General features: G+C 74.2%; 18 protein-coding genes and 5 pseudogenes. 11 read left to right on the top strand and 12 right to left on the bottom strand.

Features of this window, described 5'->3' with window-relative positions:
- The first annotated feature begins 111 nt into the window (after nucleotides 1–111).
- The gene (locus QQK45_RS01940) at nucleotides 112–576 is read left to right on the top strand and encodes an HAD family hydrolase (protein WP_284291766.1); all 465 of its coding nucleotides are present in this window, start codon (nucleotides 112–114) and stop codon (nucleotides 574–576) included.
- Between the two features lie 18 nt (nucleotides 577–594).
- Here the strand turns inward: QQK45_RS01940 and QQK45_RS01935 are convergent, their stop codons facing one another.
- From QQK45_RS01935 to QQK45_RS01915, 5 genes are all read right to left on the bottom strand, one after another.
- Nucleotides 595–1,164, bottom strand: a complete 570-nt coding sequence (locus QQK45_RS01935; RefSeq protein ID WP_284291764.1) for an RBBP9/YdeN family alpha/beta hydrolase — start codon at nucleotides 1,162–1,164, stop codon at nucleotides 595–597.
- Between the two features lie 75 nt (nucleotides 1,165–1,239).
- Nucleotides 1,240–2,874, bottom strand: a complete 1,635-nt coding sequence (locus QQK45_RS01930) for a glycoside hydrolase family 6 protein (protein ID WP_284291761.1) — start codon at nucleotides 2,872–2,874, stop codon at nucleotides 1,240–1,242.
- A 216-nt stretch (nucleotides 2,875–3,090) separates the two neighbouring features.
- Entirely contained in the window at nucleotides 3,091–3,681 is a 591-nt protein-coding gene (locus QQK45_RS01925) for a hypothetical protein (protein ID WP_284291759.1), read from the bottom strand.
- Nucleotides 3,681–4,121: a LiaF domain-containing protein gene (locus QQK45_RS01920; protein ID WP_284291758.1), complete on the bottom strand. Its 441-nt coding sequence runs from the start codon at nucleotides 4,119–4,121 to the stop codon at nucleotides 3,681–3,683. The genes QQK45_RS01925 and QQK45_RS01920 overlap by 1 nt, the downstream gene beginning before the upstream one ends.
- A 29-nt stretch (nucleotides 4,122–4,150) precedes the next feature.
- Nucleotides 4,151–5,185 (bottom strand): PspC domain-containing protein, encoded by a 1,035-nt coding sequence (locus QQK45_RS01915; RefSeq protein WP_284291756.1) that lies wholly within the window; start codon nucleotides 5,183–5,185, stop codon nucleotides 4,151–4,153.
- Between the two features lie 157 nt (nucleotides 5,186–5,342).
- Between QQK45_RS01915 and QQK45_RS01910 the strand changes: the two genes are divergently transcribed.
- The 7 genes and pseudogenes from QQK45_RS01910 to QQK45_RS22810 form a co-directional block, all read left to right on the top strand.
- Entirely contained in the window at nucleotides 5,343–6,701 is a 1,359-nt protein-coding gene (locus QQK45_RS01910) for an ATP-binding protein (RefSeq protein ID WP_284291754.1), read from the top strand.
- A 59-nt stretch (nucleotides 6,702–6,760) separates the two neighbouring features.
- Nucleotides 6,761–7,375 (top strand): LuxR C-terminal-related transcriptional regulator, encoded by a 615-nt coding sequence (locus tag QQK45_RS01905; protein ID WP_431310317.1) that lies wholly within the window; start codon nucleotides 6,761–6,763, stop codon nucleotides 7,373–7,375.
- A 1,031-nt stretch (nucleotides 7,376–8,406) separates the two neighbouring features.
- On the top strand, nucleotides 8,407–9,366 hold the full coding sequence (locus tag QQK45_RS21750) for a hypothetical protein (protein WP_348525120.1): 960 nt from the start codon (nucleotides 8,407–8,409) through the stop codon (nucleotides 9,364–9,366).
- A 10-nt stretch (nucleotides 9,367–9,376) separates the two neighbouring features.
- Entirely contained in the window at nucleotides 9,377–10,063 is a 687-nt protein-coding gene (locus QQK45_RS01895) for a sirohydrochlorin chelatase (RefSeq protein ID WP_284291750.1), read from the top strand.
- Between the two features lie 17 nt (nucleotides 10,064–10,080).
- A complete protein-coding gene (locus QQK45_RS01890) occupies nucleotides 10,081–10,833 on the top strand; it encodes an MOSC domain-containing protein (RefSeq protein ID WP_284291748.1) in 753 nt (250 codons plus the stop codon).
- A gap of 45 nt (nucleotides 10,834–10,878) precedes the next feature.
- Nucleotides 10,879–11,409, top strand: a complete 531-nt coding sequence (locus tag QQK45_RS01885; RefSeq protein ID WP_284291746.1) for a hypothetical protein — start codon at nucleotides 10,879–10,881, stop codon at nucleotides 11,407–11,409.
- A gap of 15 nt (nucleotides 11,410–11,424) precedes the next feature.
- Nucleotides 11,425–11,847: pseudogene (locus QQK45_RS22810) on the top strand (DUF421 domain-containing protein); the annotation flags it as partial.
- 54 nt (nucleotides 11,848–11,901) lie between these two features.
- Here the strand turns inward: QQK45_RS22810 and cobA are convergent.
- From cobA to QQK45_RS01860, 5 genes and pseudogenes are all read right to left on the bottom strand, one after another.
- Nucleotides 11,902–13,118, bottom strand: a pseudogene (gene cobA / locus QQK45_RS01880) (uroporphyrinogen-III C-methyltransferase).
- 17 nt (nucleotides 13,119–13,135) lie between these two features.
- On the bottom strand, nucleotides 13,136–14,491 hold the full coding sequence (locus QQK45_RS01875; RefSeq protein ID WP_284291744.1) for a sulfate adenylyltransferase subunit 1: 1,356 nt from the start codon (nucleotides 14,489–14,491) through the stop codon (nucleotides 13,136–13,138).
- Nucleotides 14,492–15,478 carry a sulfate adenylyltransferase subunit CysD gene (gene cysD / locus QQK45_RS01870; RefSeq protein ID WP_284291742.1) on the bottom strand — a complete coding sequence of 329 codons (987 nt, stop codon included), beginning with the start codon at nucleotides 15,476–15,478 and terminating at the stop codon, nucleotides 14,492–14,494.
- A pseudogene (locus tag QQK45_RS01865) lies at nucleotides 15,475–16,178 on the bottom strand (phosphoadenylyl-sulfate reductase). Before QQK45_RS01865 ends, cysD begins: the two are co-directional and overlap by 4 nt.
- 161 nt (nucleotides 16,179–16,339) lie before the next feature.
- Nucleotides 16,340–18,044: pseudogene (locus QQK45_RS01860) on the bottom strand (nitrite/sulfite reductase).
- 517 nt (nucleotides 18,045–18,561) lie between these two features.
- Here QQK45_RS01860 and QQK45_RS01855 point away from each other — a divergent pair.
- Together QQK45_RS01855 and QQK45_RS01850 are read left to right on the top strand one after the other, a co-directional pair.
- Nucleotides 18,562–19,797: an NAD-dependent epimerase/dehydratase family protein gene (locus tag QQK45_RS01855; protein WP_284291740.1), complete on the top strand. Its 1,236-nt coding sequence runs from the start codon at nucleotides 18,562–18,564 to the stop codon at nucleotides 19,795–19,797.
- Nucleotides 19,798–19,886: 89 nt separating this feature from the next.
- Nucleotides 19,887–20,240: a hypothetical protein gene (locus QQK45_RS01850; RefSeq protein ID WP_284291738.1), complete on the top strand. Its 354-nt coding sequence runs from the start codon at nucleotides 19,887–19,889 to the stop codon at nucleotides 20,238–20,240.
- A gap of 64 nt (nucleotides 20,241–20,304) precedes the next feature.
- Here QQK45_RS01850 and helR read toward each other — a convergent pair whose 3' ends face one another.
- Nucleotides 20,305–21,810, bottom strand: coding sequence for an RNA polymerase recycling motor ATPase HelR (gene helR / locus QQK45_RS01845; protein ID WP_348525119.1), 1,506 nt, complete (start codon nucleotides 21,808–21,810; stop codon nucleotides 20,305–20,307).
- Between helR and QQK45_RS21745 the strand changes: the two genes are divergently transcribed.
- Nucleotides 21,796–22,035 carry a hypothetical protein gene (locus QQK45_RS21745; RefSeq protein ID WP_348525118.1) on the top strand — a complete coding sequence of 80 codons (240 nt, stop codon included), beginning with the start codon at nucleotides 21,796–21,798 and terminating at the stop codon, nucleotides 22,033–22,035. The genes helR and QQK45_RS21745 overlap by 15 nt on opposite strands.
- 38 nt (nucleotides 22,036–22,073) lie before the next feature.
- Here the strand turns inward: QQK45_RS21745 and QQK45_RS23560 are convergent.
- Nucleotides 22,074–22,496, bottom strand: a pseudogene (locus tag QQK45_RS23560) (AAA family ATPase); the annotation flags it as partial.
- Between the last annotated feature and the right edge of the window lie 35 nt (nucleotides 22,497–22,531).

The following is a 22,531-nucleotide window of genomic DNA, read 5'->3' as shown; positions in this document are numbered from 1 at the left end:
TCATGCCCGCGTGGTTCGGCGGGTGCGCCGGTGGCTCCCGGTGCACGACGGCGTCGCGAGCAGTGACGCGGTGAAGGTGCCCCGGGTCTGACCGTGCTCGAGGAGCACGGCATGGACGACGCCCTCGTCACAGAGCACCCCGTCCCGCCCGGGACGCCGTTCGTCGACCGGCTCGAAGAGCTGCTGCCGGGCTCCACGCTCAAGCTGCTCGTGCGATCCGGGACGGTGCGCCCCGACCTGCACGCCGTCCTCACCGACGCGTTCGGGGCCCTCGCGACCGTGGCCGACTCCGGTGCCGCGGACCTCGGCGAGGTCTCACGCCCCGACGTCAGCAAGGCGTCCACGCTCGCGACCTGGCTCGCGTCGCGCGGGATCGGCGCCGAGGAGGTCTGGGCGTGCGGCGACGCCCCGAACGACCTGCCGATGCTGCGTTGGGCCGGGCGGTCGTTCGCGGTCGCCAACGCGCGCAGGTCCGTGCAGGACGCGGTCCACGAGGTGTGCCCCGCCAACACCGACGACGGCGTCGCCCAGGTCCTCGAGCGCGCCGTCGCCCTCGCCGGAGCGACCGCGCGTTGAGCCCGAGGTCGCCGGGCGTCAGAGCGCGACGACATCCTCCGGGGGCGGCACCAGCCACTCGACGACCTCGGGCCAGGCCGGGCCGAAGCCGTCCGACGGAGACAGGTGGCCACCCCCGGCGACCGTCACGACCTCCACGCCCAACGACGACGCGTACTCGTCCCACGGTCCGTCGGGGCTGAACCGGTCGCCCTCCCCGGTCACGATGAGCGCCGACCCGGCGCCCGTCGTCGTCGGAGGTACCGCCACGAACGGCGCGACCACCGTCGAGGCGAGGACGGTCGACGCCGGCGGCGAGACGAGGAGCACCCGCTCGACGGCGGGTACCCGCCGGTCGGTCACGGCCCGCAGCCACAACGGGACGGCGAGGCTGTGGCAGACCACGGTCGTGGCGGCCGGGTCGAGGAGCGTCAGCTCGGCCACGAGGGCGTCGAGCCACGCGTCCAGGTCGGGCCCGTCGGCATCCGGGAGCTGCGGGTACCGCACCTCGTGACCACGGGCGGCGAGCTCGACCGCGAGCCAGTGCTGCCAGTGCTCGGGCGGCCGGTGGTTTCCCCAGCCGTGCAGGACCAGGAAGCTGCGCGTCATGGCGTGAGCCTACGACGGGAGGTTCCCGCACCGGCCCGGGCGGCGGCAAGGCCCGGACCGGTGCGTCGCCGGTGGTCAGCGCACCGAGCACGCCTTCCCGTCCAGGCGGAACAGCATCGGCTGGTCGCCGGGCGCCTTCGGGGCCGTTCCCGTCAGCACGAACGCCGTCGTGGCGCCCGGCCGCAGCGCGAGGGTGGGCAGTACGGGCGAGGCCGTGACGTCGTCGTCGGACTGGTGCACGCGCGCGCCCAGGGGGAGCGCGACCTTCTGCCCGTCGGTGTACGACCACGTGAGCTGCCAGTCGCGCAGGGCCGACGTCCCCGTGTTCCGGAGCGACACCGTCCCGGCCCAGGCGCGTGACGTGACCTTCGTCGCACGGTAGGTGACCTGGCAGGTCGGCGCTGCGAACGACGGCGAGGCGAGGGACACGAGCTCGCGCGCCTGCTGCGCGAACCACGCGCCCGCGGCCGGGTCGGCGTTGCCGCCGCGCGCCGGGTCCGTCGACCGGCCGGCCGCGTCGGTGTCGCCGGTGCCGCGGTCGCACTGCCCGTCGGACTCGCCGGGCACCTTGATCCACAGGGAGGCGTCGACCAGCGGGACGCCGGGGTCGAGCGTCGGGCGCGCTCCGGCACCGCGGTCGGGCGGGTTGCACCACACCTGGGCGTCGGGCCAGCCGTTGTCCGCGGGCGGCGTCCACGGCCCGACGCCGTTGCGGCTCGTGTCGATGACGAAGTGCGCCTGGTGCGCGGGGTCGGGAGCGAGGCCGGTGGACGCGAAGTCGTCCGCGTACGTCTGGTCGGTGAGGGCCCAGGTCGAGAAGTCGCCGGGACTGGCCGGGTAGTACTGGCTGCCGCAGTAGCTCGGCTGGTACCAGGACGAGCGGGTGGACAGCTCGATGCAGTCGCTGATCCACGTGCCGTACTTCACCAGGTGATCGGTCGACTCGTAGTTCGAGGCGTTGAGGAAGAAGCCGTCGGCCCGCTCGACGCCCGCCTTGATCAGGCGGTCCGCGATGTCGCCCGCACCGAGCCAGCCGCTGTGCGTGCCGTCGAGGTAGACCTTGGTCTGCGTGCCGCCCTTGAGGGCGTCGACCGCATGGTTGAGCTGTGCGTACCGGTCGCTGACGGCCGTGGCCCGGTCGACGTCGGCGGGCTGGCACCACTCGGCGTTGCCGCTCAGGTCCGTGTTCCAGGGGATGACGCCGAGCCCGTCGGGCTCGAGGACGACGATCGCAGGCCGGTCGCCGATCCCTGCGGCGACGCCGTCGACGAACGCCTCGTACGCCGCGGTGTCCTGGGCGCCGCCCGCCGAGTACTGCGCGCAGTCCCGGTACGGGATGTCGTAGACGACGATCGTCGGAACGGCGTGGTCCCCTGCCGCTGCGGTCGTGATCCGTCGGGCCTCCGCCCTCGCCTGCGCGGGCGTGCCGGACGTGATCCAGCTCGCCGAGGCGAACGAGCCGAGGAGGACGGCGTCGTCCCGGGCCTGTCCGGTGAGCGTGCGCGCCGCCTGGACGGTGGTGCTGTCCGGATCGACCCAGAGGGTCGTCGGCGGGGACGCCTCGTGGGGCGTCGCAGCGGTCGCCGGCGGGCCGGTGAGGGCGGCGACGGCGAGCGCGCCGGTCAGCGCGGCGGCCGTGGTCCCGAGGAGGCGGCGCCGCCCACGCCGGGCGAGGTGAGGAGTGGTGCTCTGCAGGGTGCCGTTCGTCATGGAAGCGCTCCCACACTCGTGGAAGTCCGGGACGTCGTTGTCTCGGACTGCACGCCCGCAGGACGTGCGGCATGTGCCGCAGGTCACACGAGCGAGCGACGCCACGGTAGGCCGTCGCCGCTCGCCGGGTCAAGCCGACCCCTTTCAAGCCGTGTGGGCATCCGTCGGGCTGTTTCCGGGCGTTGGAAACAGCCGAACGGATGCCCACACGGAGCGTCAGGCGCGGTCGCGGCGCCGCACGCCCGTGACGATCGAGCCGAGGACGAGCGCGACGCCCGCCCCGCCGAGGATCGCGATCGCGACCGTGCCGCCGTCGATGCTCGCGCCCCTGGCCGCGGCGAGCGCGAGGACCCCGCACGCGACGACCACGAGACCCCAGACGACGGTCCCGACCCGGACCGAGCGGCGTCGGCTGCGCGTGGGCTCGGGCGCGGCCGCCTCGGGCGCCGACACCCCGGGCGTCGAGGACGGCGCGAGCGGCGGTCTCGCGAATGCCGGCTGCGGCGCGGCGGGCGACGGCGCCGCCTCCGGTGACCCCAGGTCCCACAGGGAATCGACGCCCGACGGTTGCGCGTCGGCGGGCAGGACGCGCGTCTCGCCGTCCTGCGCCTCGTTGGGAGGCAGCTTCTCGAGCCGCACGGTGTCGAGCCGCACGGTGTCGTCCTCAGCGGCGTCGGCCGCTGCCAGCGGGGCCGTCGGAGGCTCCTGCGGCGCGGTGGGCTCCGCGACCGGATCGAGGCGCTGCGTGTCGTCGTCGCCCGCGCGGTCGGGACGCTCCGGCTCGCTGCCGGGCTCGTGGATGGTCATCACTTCTCCTCGATGGTGACGGTGCCCGCGGCGCCGGTGACGTCCAGCACGAGCTGTGGTGTGCCGCCCGCGGCGACGGCCGGGGTCTCGTAGGTGATCGAGCCGGTGCGGGCGTCGTGGTCCGACCGGTACTGGTCCTCGCTGCCGACGTGCCAGTACACGTCGCCCGCCCACAGGTGCACGACGGCGCGGACCTCCGCGCCGTGCGGCACCTGGATGACCGTCTCCCCGGCGCCCAGACGGACGGGCACCTTCACCGGGTCGGCGCCGGCCGCAGGCAGCGGGAGCGACGTGAGGTCCAGGGTGAGGTCGCCGACCGAGTACGTGTAGCCGTCCTCGGCGGTGGCCACGTCGGTCGCGACGACCGTGGTGTCCGGGGCGATCGCCCGGACGTCGCCGTCGAACGCGCCGGTGTGGTCCAGCGCCGCGACCGGCAGCACGACGACACCCAGCAGGATCGCGAGCGTCGTCAGCCCGCCCGCCCCCGGCCACGGAGGCCAGCCACGACGATACCGAGGCCGAGGAGCACCAGGCTCACCCCGCCCCACACGAGCCACGGGGAGTCGACGTGGCCGGCCCGGTCCAGACCGAACACGATCGCGCCCGCGACCAGGCACAGCCCGACGACGGCGCTCGCCACCGCGCCCGACCGCCTGCCGTCACGGGGGCGGCCCTGCTTCGCGTCGCCGTGGTGCTTGGTGGCGACGGGCGACGGGATCGGCGGCGTGGGTGCCGGGGCGGCGTACGACGGCGCGGCGTACGCAGGTGCGGGCGGCACCGGCGCGGTGGGGTAGGGAGCCGGAGCGGTGAACGCGGCGGTCGGCGCGCCGGGCGTCGCGGCGGCAGGGACGTCGCCGGACGGCGTCGGTGCAGGCGGGAAGGGCTGGCTCGGGTACTGCTGGCCCGGGTACGGCTGCTGCGGGCCGGGGTAGGGCTGGCCCGGGTACGGCTGCCCCTGCTGCTGCGCGCCCTGAGTGCCGTTCCTGCCGCGCGACCCGAGGACGGCGGCCACGGCGACGGCGACGCCGGCGAACAGGCAGAGCCAGAAGATGCCGGCGACCCAGTCGTCGCCGCGCCACCAGCTCCACGCACCGAACCGCCAGTTCGCCCCGAGGACGAAGGCGATGATCGCGCCGACGAGCTCACCGCGGAACCGGCCGTGGACGGCGTCCTGGACGAGGCTGCGGCCGTCGCGGTCGTCCGGCAGGAGCGCCCAGCCGATCGCGTAGAGGATCAGGCCGACACCGCCGACGAGGCAGAGCACGAACCAGAGGCCGCGCACGATCAAGGGGTCGACGCCCAGCCGACGGGCGACGCCGCCCGCTGTACCGGAGAGCCAGCGCTCGTCGGTGCGGCGCAGGCCGAGACGGTCGATCCACTCGAAGAACGATTCGGTGCCGTTCCGTGGCCCGCCCGCGGGCGGCGTGCCGTCCGGCAGGGGAACCTGCCCCTGCGTCGCGCCCCCGGGCTCGCCGCCCGTCGGGGTGCCAGTCGTCGTGTCCATGGCCCCATCGTCGTCGGGCGGGGGTACGAGGGACCATGCGGTGGAGCCCTGATCTGACCCTGACCGGGTGCCGGAGGAGCGGGGCGGAGCCCTGATTTCGAGCCCGGGGGCGCCTCCGGATGCCCGCGCGCGCCGCCTCCCGTGCCACGATCGAGGCATGACCTCCCCGCCCGGACCGCCGCCTGCGCCGTCGCCGGCCGCCACGTCGGGCGCAGGCTCCGCCACGGTCGACCGGGCGCGTCCGCCGCTCCTGCGGCCCGAGGCCGGGCGACGCGTCGGCGGTGTCTGCGCGGGGGTCGCGGCACACGTCGGCATCCCGGTGCGGACGGTGCGGCTCGCGATGATCCTCGCCGGCCTGTCGGGCGTCGGGATCGTTCTCTACGTGTTCTGGTGGATCACCATCCCGGTCGGAGACCCGCACGTCGCGGCCGAGGAGTCCCGGCCCGCCGAGCTGCAGCGGCTCGCGCGCCGCCTCCGGAGCGAACGGCGCACCTTCCCGGTCCGCGACGTGCTCGCCGGGGCGATCCTCCTGGCAGCGGCCGGCGTGCTGGTGGGCGAGCGGCTCGGCTGGCACCTCGACGCGGGCTGGGCGCTCCCCGTCCTCGTGCTCCTCGCGGGCCTCGCGCTCGCCTGGAGCCAGCTCGACGCGGCGCAGCGCGGCCGCATGCTCTCACAGGCCGGCGGGCGCACCCCGGGATCCGTCCTGCGCCTCGGCGGCGGGCTGCTGCTCGTGCTCGTCGGGGTGCTGCTGCTGGTGGGGCGGACGTCGTCGACGGCCGACATGGCGCGTGCGTGGGTCGCGGCCGTCGCGGTGCTCGCGGGGGCCGCGCTCGTGCTCGCGCCGTGGTGGCTCCGGCTCGCCCGGGCGCTGGGGGACGAGCGGGCCGCCCGCGCGCGCGAGGCCGAGCGCGCCGACATCGCCGCGCACCTGCACGACTCGGTGCTCCAGACGCTCGCGCTGATCCGCGCGTCGGCGGACGACGCCGACCAGGTCGCCCGCCTCGCCCGCGCGCAGGAACGCGAGCTGCGCGAGTGGTTGTACACCGACCGTGCCGTCAGTGGTACATCGCTCGCCGCGGACGTCCGCGAGCTCGTCGGGCAGGTCGAGGACGCGCACGGCGTGCCCGTCGAGGTCGTCGTCGTGGGGGACTGCGTGCCCGACGACGGCACGTCCGCCCTGCTCCGCGCAGCCCGGGAGGCGCTGCTCAACGCGGTCCGTCACGGCGCGCCGCCGGTGTCGCTCTACCTCGAGGTCAGCGACCGCGCCGTCGAGGTTTTCGTCCGCGACCGCGGCGACGGCTTCGACCTCGACGACGTCCCGCACGACCGCTTCGGCGTGCGGGAGTCGATCGTGGGCCGGGTGCAGCGGCGCGGCGGGCGCGCCGTCGTCGAGAGCGGTTCCGGCTGGGGCACCGAGGTCCATCTCGAGATGCCCCGCGCGCCCCAGGCCGGATCGAACGGGCCCGCCGCGCGGGCGCCCGAGCAGCACGACGCGAACGAGGAGACGACCGCGTGACCACCACCGACACCCCCACGACCGAGCCCGTCGACGTGCTCATCGTCGACGACCACCTCATGTTCCGCGCCGGCGTGCGCGCCAGCCTCGACGAGCGGGTCCGGGTCGTCGGGGAGGCCGCGGACGTCGACGCCGCGGTCGAGGCGGCGCACGCGCTGCGCCCAGCCGTGGTGCTCCTCGACGTGCACCTGCCCGGCGGTCTCGGGGGCGGCGGCGCGGAGGTGGCCCGCCGGTGCGCGGACCTCGCGCCCGGCACGCGGTTCCTCGCGCTGTCGGTGTCGGACGCCGCCGAGGACGTCGTCGCCGTGATCCGCGCCGGGGCGCGCGGCTACGTCACCAAGGCGATCACGGGCCCCGAGCTGTCGGGCGCGGCGCAGCGCGTCGCGGCCGGCGACGCGGTCTTCTCGCCCCGGCTCGCGGGCTTCGTCCTCGACGCGTTCGGCACGGGCATGGGCGACGTCGCGATCGCCGACGACGAGCTCGACCGGCTGTCCGCCCGCGAGCAGGAGGTCATGCGGCTCATCGCGCGGGGCTACACGTACCGCGAGGTGGCGAGCAAGCTGTTCATCTCCGTCAAGACGGTCGAGACGCACGTCTCGGCTGTGCTGCGCAAGCTCCAGCTCTCGTCGCGCCACGAGCTGACGCGGTGGGCTGCGGCGCGGCGCATCCTCTGACTCCGCATCGGGGGACCCTCGGCACGCCTGCTCGCCGGCGGTGACGTCGTGTTCGCCGACGGTGACGTTGCGTTCGCCGACGGTGACGCTCGCGTGGTCGGGGCGGGTGGGGTGGGTGGGGTGCGGGGTGCGCGCGGTCTTCCATCCGCCTCGCTCGTTCCTCGCTTCGGCTCCCGCCAGACCCGCCACGACCGCGCGCACCCCACCCGCCCCACCCTTCGCCGTCGGGTCACGTCCACGACCGGTCGCCCACCCACGCCCCGCCGGCACGAGACTCTGCGTCGGCGACACCCAGTTCCCCGCTTCCAAGCGCCGCCGACCATGCGATCAGCCACCCCCGGGATCGCCGACCATGGGAACAGGCACCCTCCCGATGCCGAGCAGGGGTGTGCTCGCATGTTCGGCGCGGGCGACGGTGGCAGATCGCATGCTCGGCGGGCGGACCTGCACCGACGACGGCGTGGCCCGGGCTCGAGAGGTCAGGATCGGCAGCCTCGGAGCGGGCCCGATGCCGGTCTTGACCGGCTCACGGGCGGCGCCGAGGGCATCAGGTGTCGCCGAGTCAGCGCGAATCACCTGAGTCAGCGTGAACTTCGCGCTGACTGGGGGAAACGCGCTGACTCGCGGTGAAGGTGAGACGACGGCCGCGCGGGCCGGCGCGGCGCACGTGAGCAGGGGCGGGCGCAGGGAGGTGGGACGACGACCGCGCGGATGCCGGGACACGGGGAAAGTGAGCGGACGGCCGAGCGGGTGGGTGCGGGGAGGTGGTGAAGGGCGTCAAGGAGTGCGCACGGCCCCCGGGGCCGAAGCACGACAGCCCGAACCACCTCGCCGTGCCCACCCGCGACCCGACCACGTCACCGTCACCGTCACCGTCGGCGTCGGCGTCGGCGAACGCAACGTCGCCGTCGGCGAAGGGACAGCCCCGCCGCCGCGCGACCCTCCGGGCCCGGTCTACTTTGGTGTCAGGGCAGGTCAGACGCCCGCCCAGCACTGGCACGTGAGTGACCCACCACACGAGGGGAACGGAAATGTCCAGCAGCGTCACTGTCCGGCCCGTGCGCGGAGTGCGCGGGATCGGCCTCTTCGCGATCATCGTCGGGATCATCATGATCCTCGCCGGCGGCACGACGTACGGGATGGTCACGTCCCAGCTCCGCGACGAGAACATCACCGTGTCCGACGACGCGCAGTTCCTGGCCGGTTGGCGGGTCCAGGACCCGCTGACCGCCTACTCCCAGGCTGAGGTCATCAACAAGCACGCGCTCGCGATGACCGACGGGCAGACCTACGCCCAGCTCCCGCAGGACGACCCGCGCCGCGCGACCGTCATGAACGCGTCGTTCCTCCGGGCGTCGCTGTTCACGTCGGTCGTGGCGTTCGGCGTCGCGGTCCTCGTGGTCGTGCTGGGTGTCCTGTTCCTGCTCGTCGGGATCGCGCTGAGGCGGCTGGGCAAGGGCGAGGTGAGCGTGCTCGACGTCGTCCCGGCGAGCCAGGCCGCGTCCGCCGGGCCGGTCGCTCCCGCGGCGCCCGTCGTGCCCGCGCAGCCCGTGACGCCGGCCCGTCCGACCGAGACGGTGGCGCGGGTCGTCCCGCCCGAGCGGACGTCCTCGCGCCACGCTGCTCCCGCGGAGGCCGTCGCGCCGACCCCGGTGCAGCAGCCGGCACCCCCGGTCGCCGAGAGCCCGACGACCGCGGAGCCGGAGCCGCCGGCGACTCCGTCCGCCGCCCCGCGCGGCCCGCTGCCGACGGAGCCCGAGACGCCGTCGGCCGGGACCGATGAGGAGACGGCCGTCCAGTCGCCGACCGAGGCCGGCCCGATGGAGCCCGCACCGACGCGCCTCGAGGACGGCACGGCGCCCGAGGGGGCGCAGCGGGCGAGCCTCGCGCCTGACCGTCGCCGAGCAAGCGGGCCCGACGCCGAGCAAGCGGGCGGGGACCGCTTGGTCGACCCGCGGACCGCTTGCTCGGCGATCCCGCGCGCACCCTAGGGTGGGCGTCGTGACGACGACCCCCACCCTCGTGGGCTGCTCCCACGGCACCGCCAACCGTGCCGGCCAGCTCGCGATCCGCAGCATCCTCGACGACGTGCGCGACGCCCGCCCCGGGCTCGCGGTGCTCGAGACGTACGTCGACGTGCAGCACCCGCAGGTCGGCGAGGTCCTCGGCACCGTTCCCGACGGGAGCCCCGCGGTCGTCGTGCCGCTGCTGCTCTCGGCGGGCTTCCACGTCTACGTCGACATCGCGGAGGCCGCGGGCGCGCGTCCCGACACGGTGACGGCCGACGCCCTCGGGCCCGACGACCGGCTCGTCGCGCTGCTGCGCCGTCGTGCGGTGGAGGCGGGTGCGGAGCCCGGGGACGCCGTCGTCGTCGCGGCCGCCGGCTCGAGCGACGCGCGCGCCGTCGCGGACGTCGAGGCCGTCGTCGAGGCGTTCGCGCGGACCTGGGACGGGCCGGTGACCGTGGGCTACGGGTCGATGGCGCGACCCACGGTCGCGCAGGCGGTGGCCGCCGCGCGCGCCGCCGGGGCCTCGCGCGTCGTCGTCGCGTCGTACCTCCTGGCGCCCGGCTGGTTCCACGACCAGCTCGCGGGCGCGGGAGCGGACGCGGTGTCGGCGCCGCTCGCCCCCGACCCCGAGCTGGCTCAGGTCGTGCTCGACCGCTTCGACGCTGTCTCGTCGCTCTGACGAGGGGGCGAGCGGGAGTGGGTGGCACCGAGGTCCTGGACGTCCGGAGCGTCGGCTTCACGCCGGTCAAGGGCACCCGCCACGTCCCGCAGCCCGAGGCGTCCTTCGACGCCGACGGCCCGGTGGGGGACCGGCTCTACTGCCTCGTCGACACCGAGCGGCGACGCGTGCTCAAGACCGTACAGAACCCCTCGTTGCTCGCTGTGGAGGCGCGGTGGGACGGGACGACCCTGGCGCTCGCGACCCCGGACGGGCCGACCGTGCGCGCCGTGCCGGAGCCCGCCGGCGAGACGCTCGTCTGCAGCTACTGGGGCCGGCCCGTCGAGCTGGCGCTCCTCGACGGCCCCCACGCCGGGCTGTTGTCGCAGTGGCTCGGCCGACCGGTGCGGCTCGCGCTGGCGCCGCGCGGGTGCGTGGTCTACGGAGCTCCGGTCACGCTCGTGGCGACGGCGTCGCTCGACGACCTCGGCGGCCGCGCGGGCCATCCGGACCTGGTCGCGGAGGCGTCCCGCTTCCGCGCGACGTTCGTCGTCGAGACCGAGGTCCCGTACGTCGAGGAGACCTGGTCGGGCCGCGAGGTGGTCGCGGACGGCGTCCGGCTGAGGGTCGGTGCGGCGGTTCCCCGGTGCGCCGTCGTCGACCTCGACCCCGACACGGGTCGTCGCGGCAGCGGCGTGCTCAAGGCGCTCGCTGCGTACCGTCCGGGCAACGCCGCTGGGGAGCCGTACTTCGGCGTGTACGCCGAGGTCGTGGAGGCCTCGGCGCGCTGACCGTCTGGGCGTGCGCCCGCACGGGCGCCGGGCCACGATCGAGACGTGACCACGGAGCCTGAGCGACCGCTCGCGACCCTCGACCCGCCGCGCGCCGTCGACGACGGACCCCGGCCCGTCCTCGCCCGCCGGATCGGGACGGTCGCACTGGTCCTCGTCGTCGTGGCGGGTGCCCTCAACCTCTTCGGGCTCTGGACGACCACCACCACGACCTCCGAGGACGGCTGGACGGTGAGCGTCCACTACGCCCGGATCGCGCGCGCCGGCCTCGACGCACCCTGGGAGGTCACCGTCGAGCACCCGGGCGGCTTCGGCAAGGACGTCGAGCTCCGGGTCACGACGGCGTACTTCGACATCTTCGAGAGCCAGGGCCTCGACCCCGAGCCCAGCGACGAGACGTCCGACGGTACCGACGACACCTGGACGTTCGAGACGCCGGAGGGCGACACGTTCGAGGTCGCGTTCGACGCTTACATCCAGCCGTCGAGCCACCGGGGTGCGTCGGACCGGGTCGCCGTGCTCGTCCACGGGCGTGAGGTCGCGTCCACGCCGTTCCGCACCACGTTGCTGCCCTGACACCGAGGAGGAGCCATGGAGATCGTCGTCCGCGCCCTGGTCATGTTCTGCTTCCTGTGGTTCGTCACGCGCGTGGTGGGCCGCTCGACGCTCGGCGAGCTGAGCACGTTCCAGCTCGTCCTGTTCGTGACGATGGGCGACCTGGTGCAGCAGGGGGTCACGCAGCAGGACTACTCGGTGACGGCCGTCGTCCTCGCGGTGGGGACGTTCGCCGTGCTCACGATCCTGCTCACGTGGATCGGCGTCCGGTTCCCGCGCACGCGGACGGTCGTGCACGGCACGCCCGTCGTCATCGTGTCCGACGGCGAGCCCGCCTACGAGGTGATGAAGCGCGAGCGCGTGTCGATCGACGACCTGCTCGATGCCGCCCGCCAGCACGGGGTGGAGCACGTGCGCGACATCCGGGTCGCGGTGCTCGAGGCGAACGGGCAGATGTCGTTCTTTCACGCGCGACGAGGAGCGCGAGCAGGAGCCGGTCGACGTGCCGGAGAGCTAGGCGCGGTCCCGCCAGGCGGGGCTGAGCGTCACGACGTCCCCCACGACGACGACGGCTGGTGGTCGCACGTCCGCCTCCTCGACGGTCCGGGCGAGCGTCCCGAGGGTGGCGACGGTCGTGCGGAAGCCGGGGCCGTAGCCGTCCTCGACGACGGCGGCCGGCGTGTCGGGCGAGCGGCCGTGCGCGACGAGCGCGTCCGCCGTGGCGGCGAGGTGCGAGACGCCCATGAGGAGGATCAGGGTGTGGTCGGGCGCGGCCGGGACGGCGCCGACGGACTCGTGCCCGGTCAGGACCGTGAAACCTCGCGCGAGCCCGCGGTGCGTCACGGGGATCCCGGCGGCCGCGGGCACCGCGACCGCGCTCGTCACGCCGGGCACGACCTCGACGGGCACGCCGGCGGCGCGGCACGCCTCGGCCTCCTCGCCGCCCCGCCCGAAGACGTAGGGGTCGCCGCCCTTGAGCCGGACCACCCGGCTTCCGGCGAGCGCCCGGTCGACGAGGACCCGGTTGATCTCGTCCTGGGGCACGGGGTGGTGGCCGCTGGTCTTGCCGACGTCGACGACCTCGACGTCCGGTGCGAGGCGTGCCAGGACGCCACGCGGCGCGAGCCGGTCGACGACGACGACGTCCGCCTCGGCGAGGAGGTGCCGCCCGCGGACGGTGAGCAGGCCGTCGTCGCCGGGGCCGCCGCCGACGAGCGCGACGCTCCCGGTGGTACCCGGCCGGGTTGCGCGCAGCGGGAGCTCGCCGGTCTCGAGCGCGACGGCGACCGCGTCGCGGACCGCCCGTGCCCGGCCCGGGTCCCCGCCCGCGTTGACGGCGACGGTGACCTCGCCGCCGTCGTCGAGGGTGGTCCGCGCGACGGCGGGGGTCCAGGCGGTCGCGAGCCCCGCGTCGGCGGCGGTCACGCACCAGGTCCCCTGGGCCTCTGCGTCGCCCGCCACCGCCGCGTCGACCGCCGGGTCGCCCGTCGCGACGTGCACGAGCCACGCCCCGACCAGGTCCCCGGGGCGGTACGCGCGGCGCTCCCAGCGCAGGCGGTCGGCGCCGGCGTGCGCGGCGACCTCGTCCACGGCGTCGGGCGCGACGACGAGCACGTCCGCGCCCGCGTCGAGGAGCCCCGGAGCCGCCGGGCCGCGACCGGCCCGGCCCCGACGACGACGACGCGCCGGCCCGACACCCGCAGGCCCAGCGGGTACAGGGCGTGGCTCATGGCGCTCAACCCACGCGTCAGATCGCGTACTGCACGGGGCGCTGCTCCGGGTGGCGCGTCGCGGCGAGCGCGTCCCCGACCATCCCGGCCGCGAGCGTGCCGCCGTCGTGCGCGTCGATCAGCAGGAACGCGCCCGTCCGGCGCGAGGTCAGGTACTCCTCGGCCGCGACGGGCGAGGCGAGCCGGAGGGTGACGCGCCCGATGTCGTTGAGGTCGAGCTGCTCCGCCGGCGTGAGCTCGGCGGCGTCCAGGTCGAGCCGCCCGACGACGTCGCGGACGACGGCCTGCACCGTGCGGGTCGTGTGTTTGAGCAGCACCCGGGCGCCCGGGCGCAGCGGTCGGTCCGACAGCCACGCCACGGTGCCCTCGACGTCCTGCGTGAGGTCGGGTACGTCCACCGCGGAGGCGATCAGGTCGCCTCGCGTGACGTCGATCTCGTCGGCGAGACGCAGCGTGACGGACTGCGGCGCCCACGCCTCGGTCAGGCCCGCGAACGGGTCGGCCGCGTCGTGCAGGGTGTCGGCGGTGTCGATGCCCGTGACGCGCGTGCGCCGTCCGGACGGGAGCACGACGACCTCGTCACCGACCCGGACGACGCCCGACGCGACCTGGCCGGCGTAGCCGCGGTAGTCGCGGAATCGCTCGTCGGGTGCGGCGCCCTGCGGACGCAGCACCACCTGGACGGGCAGGCGGAAGGCCTCGGCGTAGGGGTCGTCGCCCGCGGGGAGCTCCTCGAGGAGCTCGAGCAGGGTCGGTCCGTCGTACCAGGGCGTGCTCTCGCCGTGGTCGACGACGTTGTCGCCGACCAGCGCGGACACGGGGATCGTGTGCACGTCGGCGACGCCGAGGGACCGCGCGGTCTCCCGGATCTGCGCCGCCAGCTCCTCGTACCGTTCCTGCGAGTAGTCGACGAGGTCGATCTTGTTCACGGCCACGACGACGTGCGGCACGCGCAGCAGGCTCACGACGGCCAGGTGACGGCGGGTCTGCTCGAGCAGGCCCTTGCGGGCGTCGATCAGCAGCACGACGGCGTCGGCCGTGGACGCGCCCGTGACCGTGTTGCGCGTGTACTGGACGTGCCCGGGGCAGTCCGCGAGCACGAACGAGCGTCGCGCGGTCGCGAAGTAGCGGTACGCGACGTCGATCGTGATGCCCTGCTCGCGCTCGGCGCGCAGGCCGTCGGTGAGGAGCGCCAGGTCGGTGGTCTCGAGGCCGCGGTCCCGGGAGACGCGCTCGACGGCGTCGAGCTGGTCCGCGAGGACGGACTTGGAGTCGAACAGGAGGCGCCCGACGAGCGTGGACTTCCCGTCGTCGACCGAGCCGGCCGTGGCGAGGCGCAGGAGCGTGCCCGTGGGGAGCGTAGGGGTGCCCATTTAGAAGTAGCCCTCTTTCTTGCGGTCCTCCATGGCGGCCTCGGAGATCCGGTCGTCGGCGCGGGTGGCCCCGCGCTCGGTGATGCGGGTGGCCGCGACCTCGGCGATGACGGCGTCGACGTCGCGGGCGTCGGAGTCGACCGCACCCGTGCAGGACATGTCGCCGACGGTCCGGTAGCGGACGGTCTCGGTGCGCACGCTCGCGGCCTCGGCGTCGTTCCTCGGCTGCGAGTACGGGCCGACGGCCAGCAGCATGCCGTCCCGGTCGAACACCTCGCGCTCGTGCGCGTAGTACAGCTCGGGAAGTGCGATGTCCTCCGCGGCGATGTACCGCCAGACGTCGAGCTCGGTCCAGTTCGACAGCGGGAAGACCCGGACGTGCTCGCCCGGCCGGTGCCGCCCGTTGTACAGGTTCCAGAGCTCCGGGCGCTGGTTGCGCGGGTCCCACTGCCCGAACTCGTCGCGCAGGGAGAACACGCGCTCCTTGGCGCGGGCCTTCTCCTCGTCGCGCCGTCCGCCGCCGAACACGGCGTCGAACCGGTGACCCGCGATCGCGTCGAGCAGCGGCTGGGTCTGGAGCGGGTTGCGCGTGCCGTCGGCGCGCTCGCGCAGCCGGCCGTCGTCGAGGTAGTCCTGGACGCTCGCGACCTCGAGCCGCAGGCGCAGCCGCTCGACCGTGGCGTCGCGGAACGCGAGCACCTCGGGGAAGTTGTGCCCGGTGTCCACGTGCAGGACGGGGAACGGCACGGGCGACGGCCAGAACGCCTTGGCCGCGAGGTGCAGCATCACGACGGAGTCCTTGCCGCCCGAGAAGAGCATCACGGGACGCTCGAACTCGGCGACGACCTCGCGGATGATGTGGATCGCCTCGGACTCGAGCGCCTCGAGCTGGGTGAGACGGTGCTCGTCGCCGGTCGTGGCGCCGTCGGGCGTGGTGCCCTCGGGCGTGGTGGCGACGGTGGCGTCGATCGTGTCGGTGAGTGTCATACGTGCAGTCCGCATTCCGTCTTGTCGAGGCCGGCCCAGCGGCCCGAGCGAGGGTCTTCTCCGGGGGCGACGCGCCGGGTGCAGGGCGCGCAGCCGATCGACGGGTAGCCGTCGTTCAGGAGCGGGTTGAGGATCACGCCGTGCTTCGTCGCGTAGGCGAGCAGCTCGTCGAACGTCCAGGCGGCGAGCGGGTTGATCTTCACCAGCCCGTTCTTCTCGTCCCAGGTCACAAGGGGGTGGCCGACCGGGTCGGTGCCTCTTCGCGGCGCACCCCGGTGACCCACACCTCGTAGCCGGCGAGCCGGTCGTGCAGCGGCTCGACCTTGCGGAGCTGGCAGCACAGGCCCGGGTCGCGGGACCACAGGTCCTTGCCGTGCGCGGCGTCCTGCTCGGCGACCGTCTGCCGGGGCGTGACGTCGACGATCGTCACGTCCATCCCGGTCTCGACCGCGTCGCGCGTCCCGTAGGTCTCGGCGAAGTGGTAGCCGGTGTCGAGGAACAGGACGTCGACCCACGGCTTGATCGCCGCGATCACGTGGGGGAGGACCGCGTCGGCCATCGAGCAGGCGACGGCGATCGAGTCGCCGAACTCGCGGGCGGCCCAGGCGACGACCTCCTCGGCCGTGGCCTCGCGCGTCGCGTCGGGCGACGCGCCCGGCCAGCCCGGCCCGTGCAGCTCGGCCTGTCCGCGCCGGACGATCTCCTTGAGCTCGGCAGCGGAGCGCTTCGGCCGGGCCTCGGCGGCGCGGCGCTCGGCGTCGGCGGCCTTGGCGGCGTCGCGGGCGCGGGTCCGCTCCTGGGCCGCGGCACGCAGCGCGGCGAGCGGGTCGGTCGGGGCAGCGGCGGTCGTCGGTTCGGTCGTCACCGGAGTGCCTCCTCGTCCGCGCGGTGCGCCCAGGACGCGAAGCTCTCGTCGGGCTCTTGTTCCTTCTCATAGCGGCGCACGAGGCGTTCGACGTAGTCGGGCAGATCCGCAGCGGTGACCTTGAGGCCGCGGACGGTACGACCGAGCCCGGCCTCGTCGCGTTCGGTCGATGCCAGCCCCCGCCGAGGTGAACCTGGAAGCCCGGCTCCTGGGTCCCGTCCTCGTTCGTGAGGATCTGGCCCTTGAGGCCGATGTCGGCCGTCTGGATGCGCGCGCAGGAGTTCGGGCAGCCGTTGACGTGCAGCGAGATCGGTCGCAGGTGCGACGTGTCGCCGAGCCGTTCCTCGAGCGCGGTGATCGTGCGTGCCGCGGTCTGCTTGGTCTCGACGATCGCGAGCTTGCAGAACTCGATGCCGGTGCACGCGATGGTGGTGCGGCGGAACGGGCTCGGGTAGGGGTCGAGTCCGTTGCGGGTCAGCCCGCGGACCATGTGGGAGACGTGGTCAGCGGGGACGTCGAGGACGAGGAGCTTCTGGTGGGGGTGAGCCGGACACGTCGCGAGCCGTGCCGTTCGGCGAGGTTGGCGACATTCTTGAGGACCGTGCCGGACACGCGACCCACCGTGGGGGCGGCGCCGATGTAGAAGCGGCCGTCGCGCTGCTCGTGGACGCCCACGTGGTCGCCGGGCTGGACCGGTGCTGGTGCGGCGACGCCATCGGGGAGCGCCCGTCCGAGGTACTCGCCTTCCAGGACCTCCCGGAACTTGGCAGGCCCCCACTCGGCGAGCAGGAACTTCAGTCGCGCCTTGTTGCGCAGCCGTCGGTAGCCGTAGTCGCGGAAGATGCGGACGACCCCGTGCCAGACGTCCGCGACCTCGTCAGGCCGGACGAACACGTCGAGGCGTTCGCCGAGCCGCGGGGCCGTGGACAGCCCACCGCCCACCCACAGGTCGTAGCCGACGCCCAGCTCGGGGTGCCGCACGGCCACGAAGGCGATGTCGTTGATCTCGTGCACGACGTCCAGGCTGGGGTGGCCCGTGATGGCGGTCTTGAACTTGCGAGGCAGGTTGGACAGCTCGGGGTCCCCGATGAACCGGTCGTAGATCTCCCGGATCTGCGGGGTCGGGTCGAGCAGCTCGTCCTTGGCGATGCCTGCGACGGGGCTGCCGAGGATGACGCGCGGCACGTCGCCGCAGGCCTCCGTGGTGGACAGCCCCACAGCTTCGAGTCGTCGCCAGATCTCCGGGACGTCCTCGACGCGGATCCAGTGGAGCTGGATGTTCTGACGGTCGGTGATGTCAGCGCTGTCGCGCGCGAACTCGATCGAGATTCCGGCGATGGTCTTGAGCTGCTTGGTCGTCAGCGCGCCCCCGTCGACCCGGACCCTGAGCATGAAGTAGCGGTCCTCGAGCTCCTCGGGCTCGAGCGTCGCGGTCTTGCCGCCGTCGATCCCGGGCTTGCGCTGCGTGTACAGCCCCCACCAGCGGAAACGGCCGTGCAGGTCGTCGCCAGGGATGGAGTCGAAGCCCTCCCGCGCGTAGATCTCCTCGATCCGCGCGCGGACGTTCAGGCCGTTGTCGGCGGCCTTCAGCTCCTCGTTGGAGTTGAGCGGGGCCGGGCCGTCGACCTTCCACTGGCCGTTGGGCCGGTTGTTGCGGGACGGGCGGACGGCCGATGTCGCGGGGGCGGACGTCGTGGTCATCGGGCTCCTTGGGGCCGCGAGCACGCGCGGGGCGGGAGCCTCAGCCGGCAGGACCGGGGGAGCCGAGGACCGCTGTCGCGCGCCCTCGCTCGGGGGATGGTGCCGCTGCAGCGGCAGGACCGAGTTCGGGCTGGTCAACAACAACACGGGGCGACCGGGCGCATACCCGGGCGCGTGCCCGCGCACACCACGGCAGCCGGGATTACCGGCGCGAGGGGGCGTGCGGATGCGGTCATGGGCTAGACGCTAGTCGCCCGGCCGAGCGATGCCTAGGCGCTGTCCGGATGGTGGAACGGAATCTCGGGATCTGGGCCCAGGTTTCGCGCATCCCCGGGTGAAACGTAACGTCGCGTCGCGATTTGGCCGAATCGTTTGGAGTGTCTGGTGGCGTGAAACCCACCAAGGTGTCACCGTAGGGGCACGTCGAGCGACCGGCGGGACGAAAAACGAGGCGTCCTTTCGGCCGGTGACGTGAGCAGGGCCCGCCGAGGGCGGCGGCAGGAAGAGGGGCAACTTCATGACCGACATGCCGCGGCGTTCGGCCGCGACACGACACACGACCGACCACGAGGAGATCCGGGCCTGGGCCTCGGTGCACGGGGCGCTGCCCGCGGTGGTGTACGCCGGCCGGCGGGGCAGGCGTGCGGAGCCGACCTTCGCGCTGCCCGGTGACGGCGCCGGTCTGACCCTCGTCGACTGGCCCGCATGGTTCCGGCTGTTCGACCGGTCGTCACAGGTGTTCAGCTATCGCCTCGACGCCGCGGCGTCGCCGGTGGGCGCGCCCGACGTCACCGCGGCGCGCGCGGACCGCGACGAACGCCCGGCCGTCGGGCCCGCCCGGCGCTTCGCGCGCGCCGTCGTGACCGGCGGCGCGGGCTTCGTCGGGAGCCACGTCTGCGAGGCGCTGCTGGCGCAGGGCGTGGAGGTGCTCTGCCTCGACGACTTCTCGACCGGCGCCGAGCACAAGCTCACCGGGTTCGCTTCCGAGCCGCGGTTCGGGTGCGAGGAGATCGACGTTCGCCGTCTCGCGCTCGAACGCGCGGAACGGCTCTTCGCGGGCGCGGACCTCGTGGTCCACCTCGCGACGGCGGCCTCGACCGTCGACTCGGCGCGTCACCCCGTGGAGACGCTCGAGGCCGGTGCCGTCGGCACCCGGAACGTGCTCGCGGCAGCGAAGTCCGTCGGCGCGCGCTTCGTACTGGGATCGTCCTCGGCGCTCGACACCGATCCCGAGTTCGCCTACCGCCTCTGCTCGACCTGGACGACCGCCGACGGCGCCGCGCCCCAGTCGGTCTACGTCGAGGCCAAGCGGTTCGCCGAGGCGCAGACCGGGACGTGGCTCGCGTCGCGCGGGCTCGACGGCGGGGTCGTGCGCATGCACAACGTCTACGGGCCGCGCATGCGGACGGACGACGGGCGGATGATCCCGACGTTCGTCGACCAGGCCAGGCATGGAAACGCTCTCACGGTTCCGGGGGATGGTGGGCACAGGCGCCAGGTGTGTTTTGTCGACGACGTCGTTAACGGCCTCCTCGACTACGCCGCGAGCGAGCGTCGTGAACCGGTCACCGTCGGGGCCGGGCCGCGTCTGAGCGTTCAGCGCATCGCGGAGGACGTCGGATCGGTGCTCGGCGTCGACACCCGGATCGAGCACGTCCCGCTCCCGCCCGACGACGTCGACACGCTCGTGCCGGGCCTCGCCGTCGGCAGGCTCGTCTCGCCGGCAGTCACGACCCCTGGGTGGAGGGGCTGACACGGACGGTCGCGGCCCTGAACTGACGTGGCGCATCCCACGCCGCGCCCGTTTCACGACACGAGTGTCAGAAAGATACGATCGCGCCCATGAAGGTCCTCTTCGACATCTTCCTGATCCTCCACTTCGTCGGCTGGGCGATCGTCCTCGGCGGGTACCTCACGAGCATGCGCAAGCCGGGGCTGCCCGTCGGCGTGTTCCACGGCGCGGCGACCGCCGTGGTGGCCGGCATCGTCATGATGGGCATCTACGAGTCCAACAAGGACCTCCTCGGCTACCACCTCTCCGAGGCGGCGCTCGGCGTGAAGCTCGTGTTCGCGCTGATAGTCGCGGTGCTCGCGTTCGTCGCGCAGCGCAAGAAGGAGCAGACGCCCGCGTGGGTCAAGCATGGCGTCGGCGCCCTCGTGCTCGTCAACATCGTCATCGCGGTCTTCTGGCTCTGAGCTCCTGAGCCAAGGCACGTCCTCTGACCGGCCGCCCGTCCTCGCGACGGGCGGCCGTCGTCGTTCAGGGCTCCAGCACGACGAGCTGCTGGGTGGCGCGGGTCATCGTGACGTACCGGTCGACCGCTGCCGTGACCGCGCCCTCGCCGGCGCCGAAGCCCTCGGAGTCGACGAGGACCACGAGGTCGAACTCGAGACCCTTGGCGGTGACGGGATCGAGCCACCGCACCCGCTGCCGATCGGGCTCACGGGAGAACCGCCGCGCGTCGTCGGGCGCGAGAGAGACGACGCACGCGACGCCGTCGTGCGCTGCGAGCCAGCCGTCCAGGACATCGTCGAGGTCGCCGACGCTCCCGCGCACGACGGGGAGCCCGCTCGATCGCACCGACGTCGGGACGTTGGCGTCGGGGATCGCGGCGCGGATCACGGGTTCGGCCTCCGCCATGACCTCCGACGGCGTCCGGTAGTTGATGCCCAGCCCCGCCACCCGGGCGCCCGAGATCCCCGCGCCCGCCAGCCGGTCCTGCCAGGTCTGCGTGAACCCGTGCCGCGCCTGCGCGCGGTCGCCGACGATCGTCAGGCTGCGCGACGGGCACCGTGCGAGGAGCAGCTGCCACTCGGCGTCCGTGAGCTCCTGCGCCTCGTCCACGACGACGTGTGCGAACGGCCCCGCGAGCCGGTCGGCGTCGACCCGCGGCGCCGACTCGGTCACGCCGAGCGCGTCACGCAGGTCGGACCCGCGCAGCATGCCCATCACCTGCATTTCGGAGCCGTCGGTCTCGATCAGGTCCGCGACGACGTCGTCCATCCGGGCCGCAGCAGCGTCGGCCTCCGCTCGCTCCCGACGTCGCCGACGCGACGCGGCGGGGTCCCCGAGCCGCTGCCGGGCCGCGTCGAGGAAGGGCAGGTCGGCCGTGGTCCAGGCCTGCGGCTCGCGGCGCTGCAACGCACGGACCTCGTCCGACGACAGCCACGGCGCGCACAGCCGCAGGTACGCGGGCACGGACCACAGGTCCCCGACGACGTCGGCCGCGTCGAGCAGCGGCCACGCCTCGCCGAGGGCGTCCCGGAGCTCGGCGTCCTGCTCGAGGGTGCGGCGCACCTGCTCGGGCGGCGCCTCGTCGTCGTGCTTGTCGACGAGGATCGCGACGAGCGCGTCCCAGACCTCGTCGCGGCCGTCGTTGTGGGGCGTTCCCGGCTCGGGCGCGGCGAAGGCGTCCGCCCAGTCGCCCGCCGTAAGGCGGACGTCGGCCCACGGCGTGGAGACGGTGCGTCCGCGCGTCGGCGGCTCCTCGTAGAAGCGGATCCCCGTCTCGACCGCCCGGACCAGCTCGGCCGACCCCTTGAGCCGCGCGACCTCGGGGTCGGTCTCGACGCCGGCCCGCGCGCCCTCGGGCACGAGGTCGCGGAGCGTCGTGAGCTGCACGCCCTCCTCGCCGAGGCTCGGCAGGACGTCGGCCACGTAGTCGAGGTACGGCTGGTGCGGCCCGACGACCAGCACCCCGCCGCGCCGCGCGTCCACCAGAGGCTCCGCGTACAGGAGGTAGGCGGCGCGGTGCAGCGCGACCACGGTCTTCCCGGTGCCGGGCCCGCCGTCGACGACGAGCGGCCCGCGGCGCGCGCGCGGATGACCGCGTCCTGGTCCGAGGCGAGCGTGCCGAGCACGTCCCGCATGCGCGCCGACCGGGCGCCGCCGAGGCTCGCGACGAAGGCCGACTGGTCGTCGAGCGAGGCGGTGCTCAGCGGGCCGCGGACGCCGTCGAGCCCGTGCGTCGCGAAGACCTCGTCCCAGTAGTCCGTGATCCGGCCGGCGGTCCAGCGGTAGCGGCGCCGGCTCGCGAGGCCCATCGGGTCGGCGAGCGTCGCACCGAAGAACGGCCCGGCCGTGGGGGAGCGCCAGTCCACGAGGAGCCGGCGTCCGTCGTCGTCGGTCAGCCCGAGCCGCCCGACGTAGACGGGCTCGGGGTCGTCGGTGCGGACCATCCGGCCGAGGCACAGGTCGGCGCCGAACCGGCGAAGCGTGCGCAGGCGCGCGGTGAGGCGGTGGACCTCCTGGTCGCGGTCGAGCGCCTGCTGGCCACCGCCGACCCGTGCGCGCCGGGCGGCGTCGAGGCGGTCGGAGAGGTCGGCGACGGTCTTGTCGAGGCACGCGGCGACGTCCGCGAGGTGCCGCGCGTCGCGCGCGACGAGCTCGGGATCGGCCTTGGCGGCGAGGTGATGGGGGAGGGCGAACAGGTCCGTGGAGGGGTGAGTCACGTCTCGGCTTCCGCTCGGGGGCCGCGGCCGGACGG

Source organism: Luteimicrobium album (assembly GCF_030161555.1).
GTDB classification, from domain to species: domain Bacteria; phylum Actinomycetota; class Actinomycetes; order Actinomycetales; family Cellulomonadaceae; genus Luteimicrobium; species Luteimicrobium album.
Note: the sequence above shows the minus strand (reverse complement) of the source record. Positions and strands in the feature narration are given on the sequence as shown.

Excerpts from the sequence above, each read along its gene's own strand:
- QQK45_RS01940 (WP_284291766.1), top strand. The coding sequence starts at position 112 with ATGGACGACGCCCTCGTCACAGAGCACCCCGTCCCGCCCGGGACGCCG.
- QQK45_RS01935 (WP_284291764.1), bottom strand. The coding sequence starts at position 1,164 with ATGACGCGCAGCTTCCTGGTCCTGCACGGCTGGGGAAACCACCGGCCG.
- QQK45_RS01930 (WP_284291761.1), bottom strand. The coding sequence starts at position 2,874 with ATGACGAACGGCACCCTGCAGAGCACCACTCCTCACCTCGCCCGGCGT.
- QQK45_RS01925 (WP_284291759.1), bottom strand. The coding sequence starts at position 3,681 with ATGACCATCCACGAGCCCGGCAGCGAGCCGGAGCGTCCCGACCGCGCG.
- QQK45_RS01915 (WP_284291756.1), bottom strand. The coding sequence starts at position 5,185 with ATGGACACGACGACTGGCACCCCGACGGGCGGCGAGCCCGGGGGCGCG.
- QQK45_RS01910 (WP_284291754.1), top strand. The coding sequence starts at position 5,343 with ATGACCTCCCCGCCCGGACCGCCGCCTGCGCCGTCGCCGGCCGCCACG.
- QQK45_RS01905 (WP_431310317.1), top strand. The coding sequence starts at position 6,761 with ATGTTCCGCGCCGGCGTGCGCGCCAGCCTCGACGAGCGGGTCCGGGTC.
- QQK45_RS21750 (WP_348525120.1), top strand. The coding sequence starts at position 8,407 with ATGTCCAGCAGCGTCACTGTCCGGCCCGTGCGCGGAGTGCGCGGGATC.
- QQK45_RS01875 (WP_284291744.1), bottom strand. The coding sequence starts at position 14,491 with ATGGGCACCCCTACGCTCCCCACGGGCACGCTCCTGCGCCTCGCCACG.
- cysD (WP_284291742.1), bottom strand. The coding sequence starts at position 15,478 with ATGACACTCACCGACACGATCGACGCCACCGTCGCCACCACGCCCGAG.
- QQK45_RS01855 (WP_284291740.1), top strand. The coding sequence starts at position 18,562 with ATGACCGACATGCCGCGGCGTTCGGCCGCGACACGACACACGACCGAC.
- QQK45_RS01850 (WP_284291738.1), top strand. The coding sequence starts at position 19,887 with ATGAAGGTCCTCTTCGACATCTTCCTGATCCTCCACTTCGTCGGCTGG.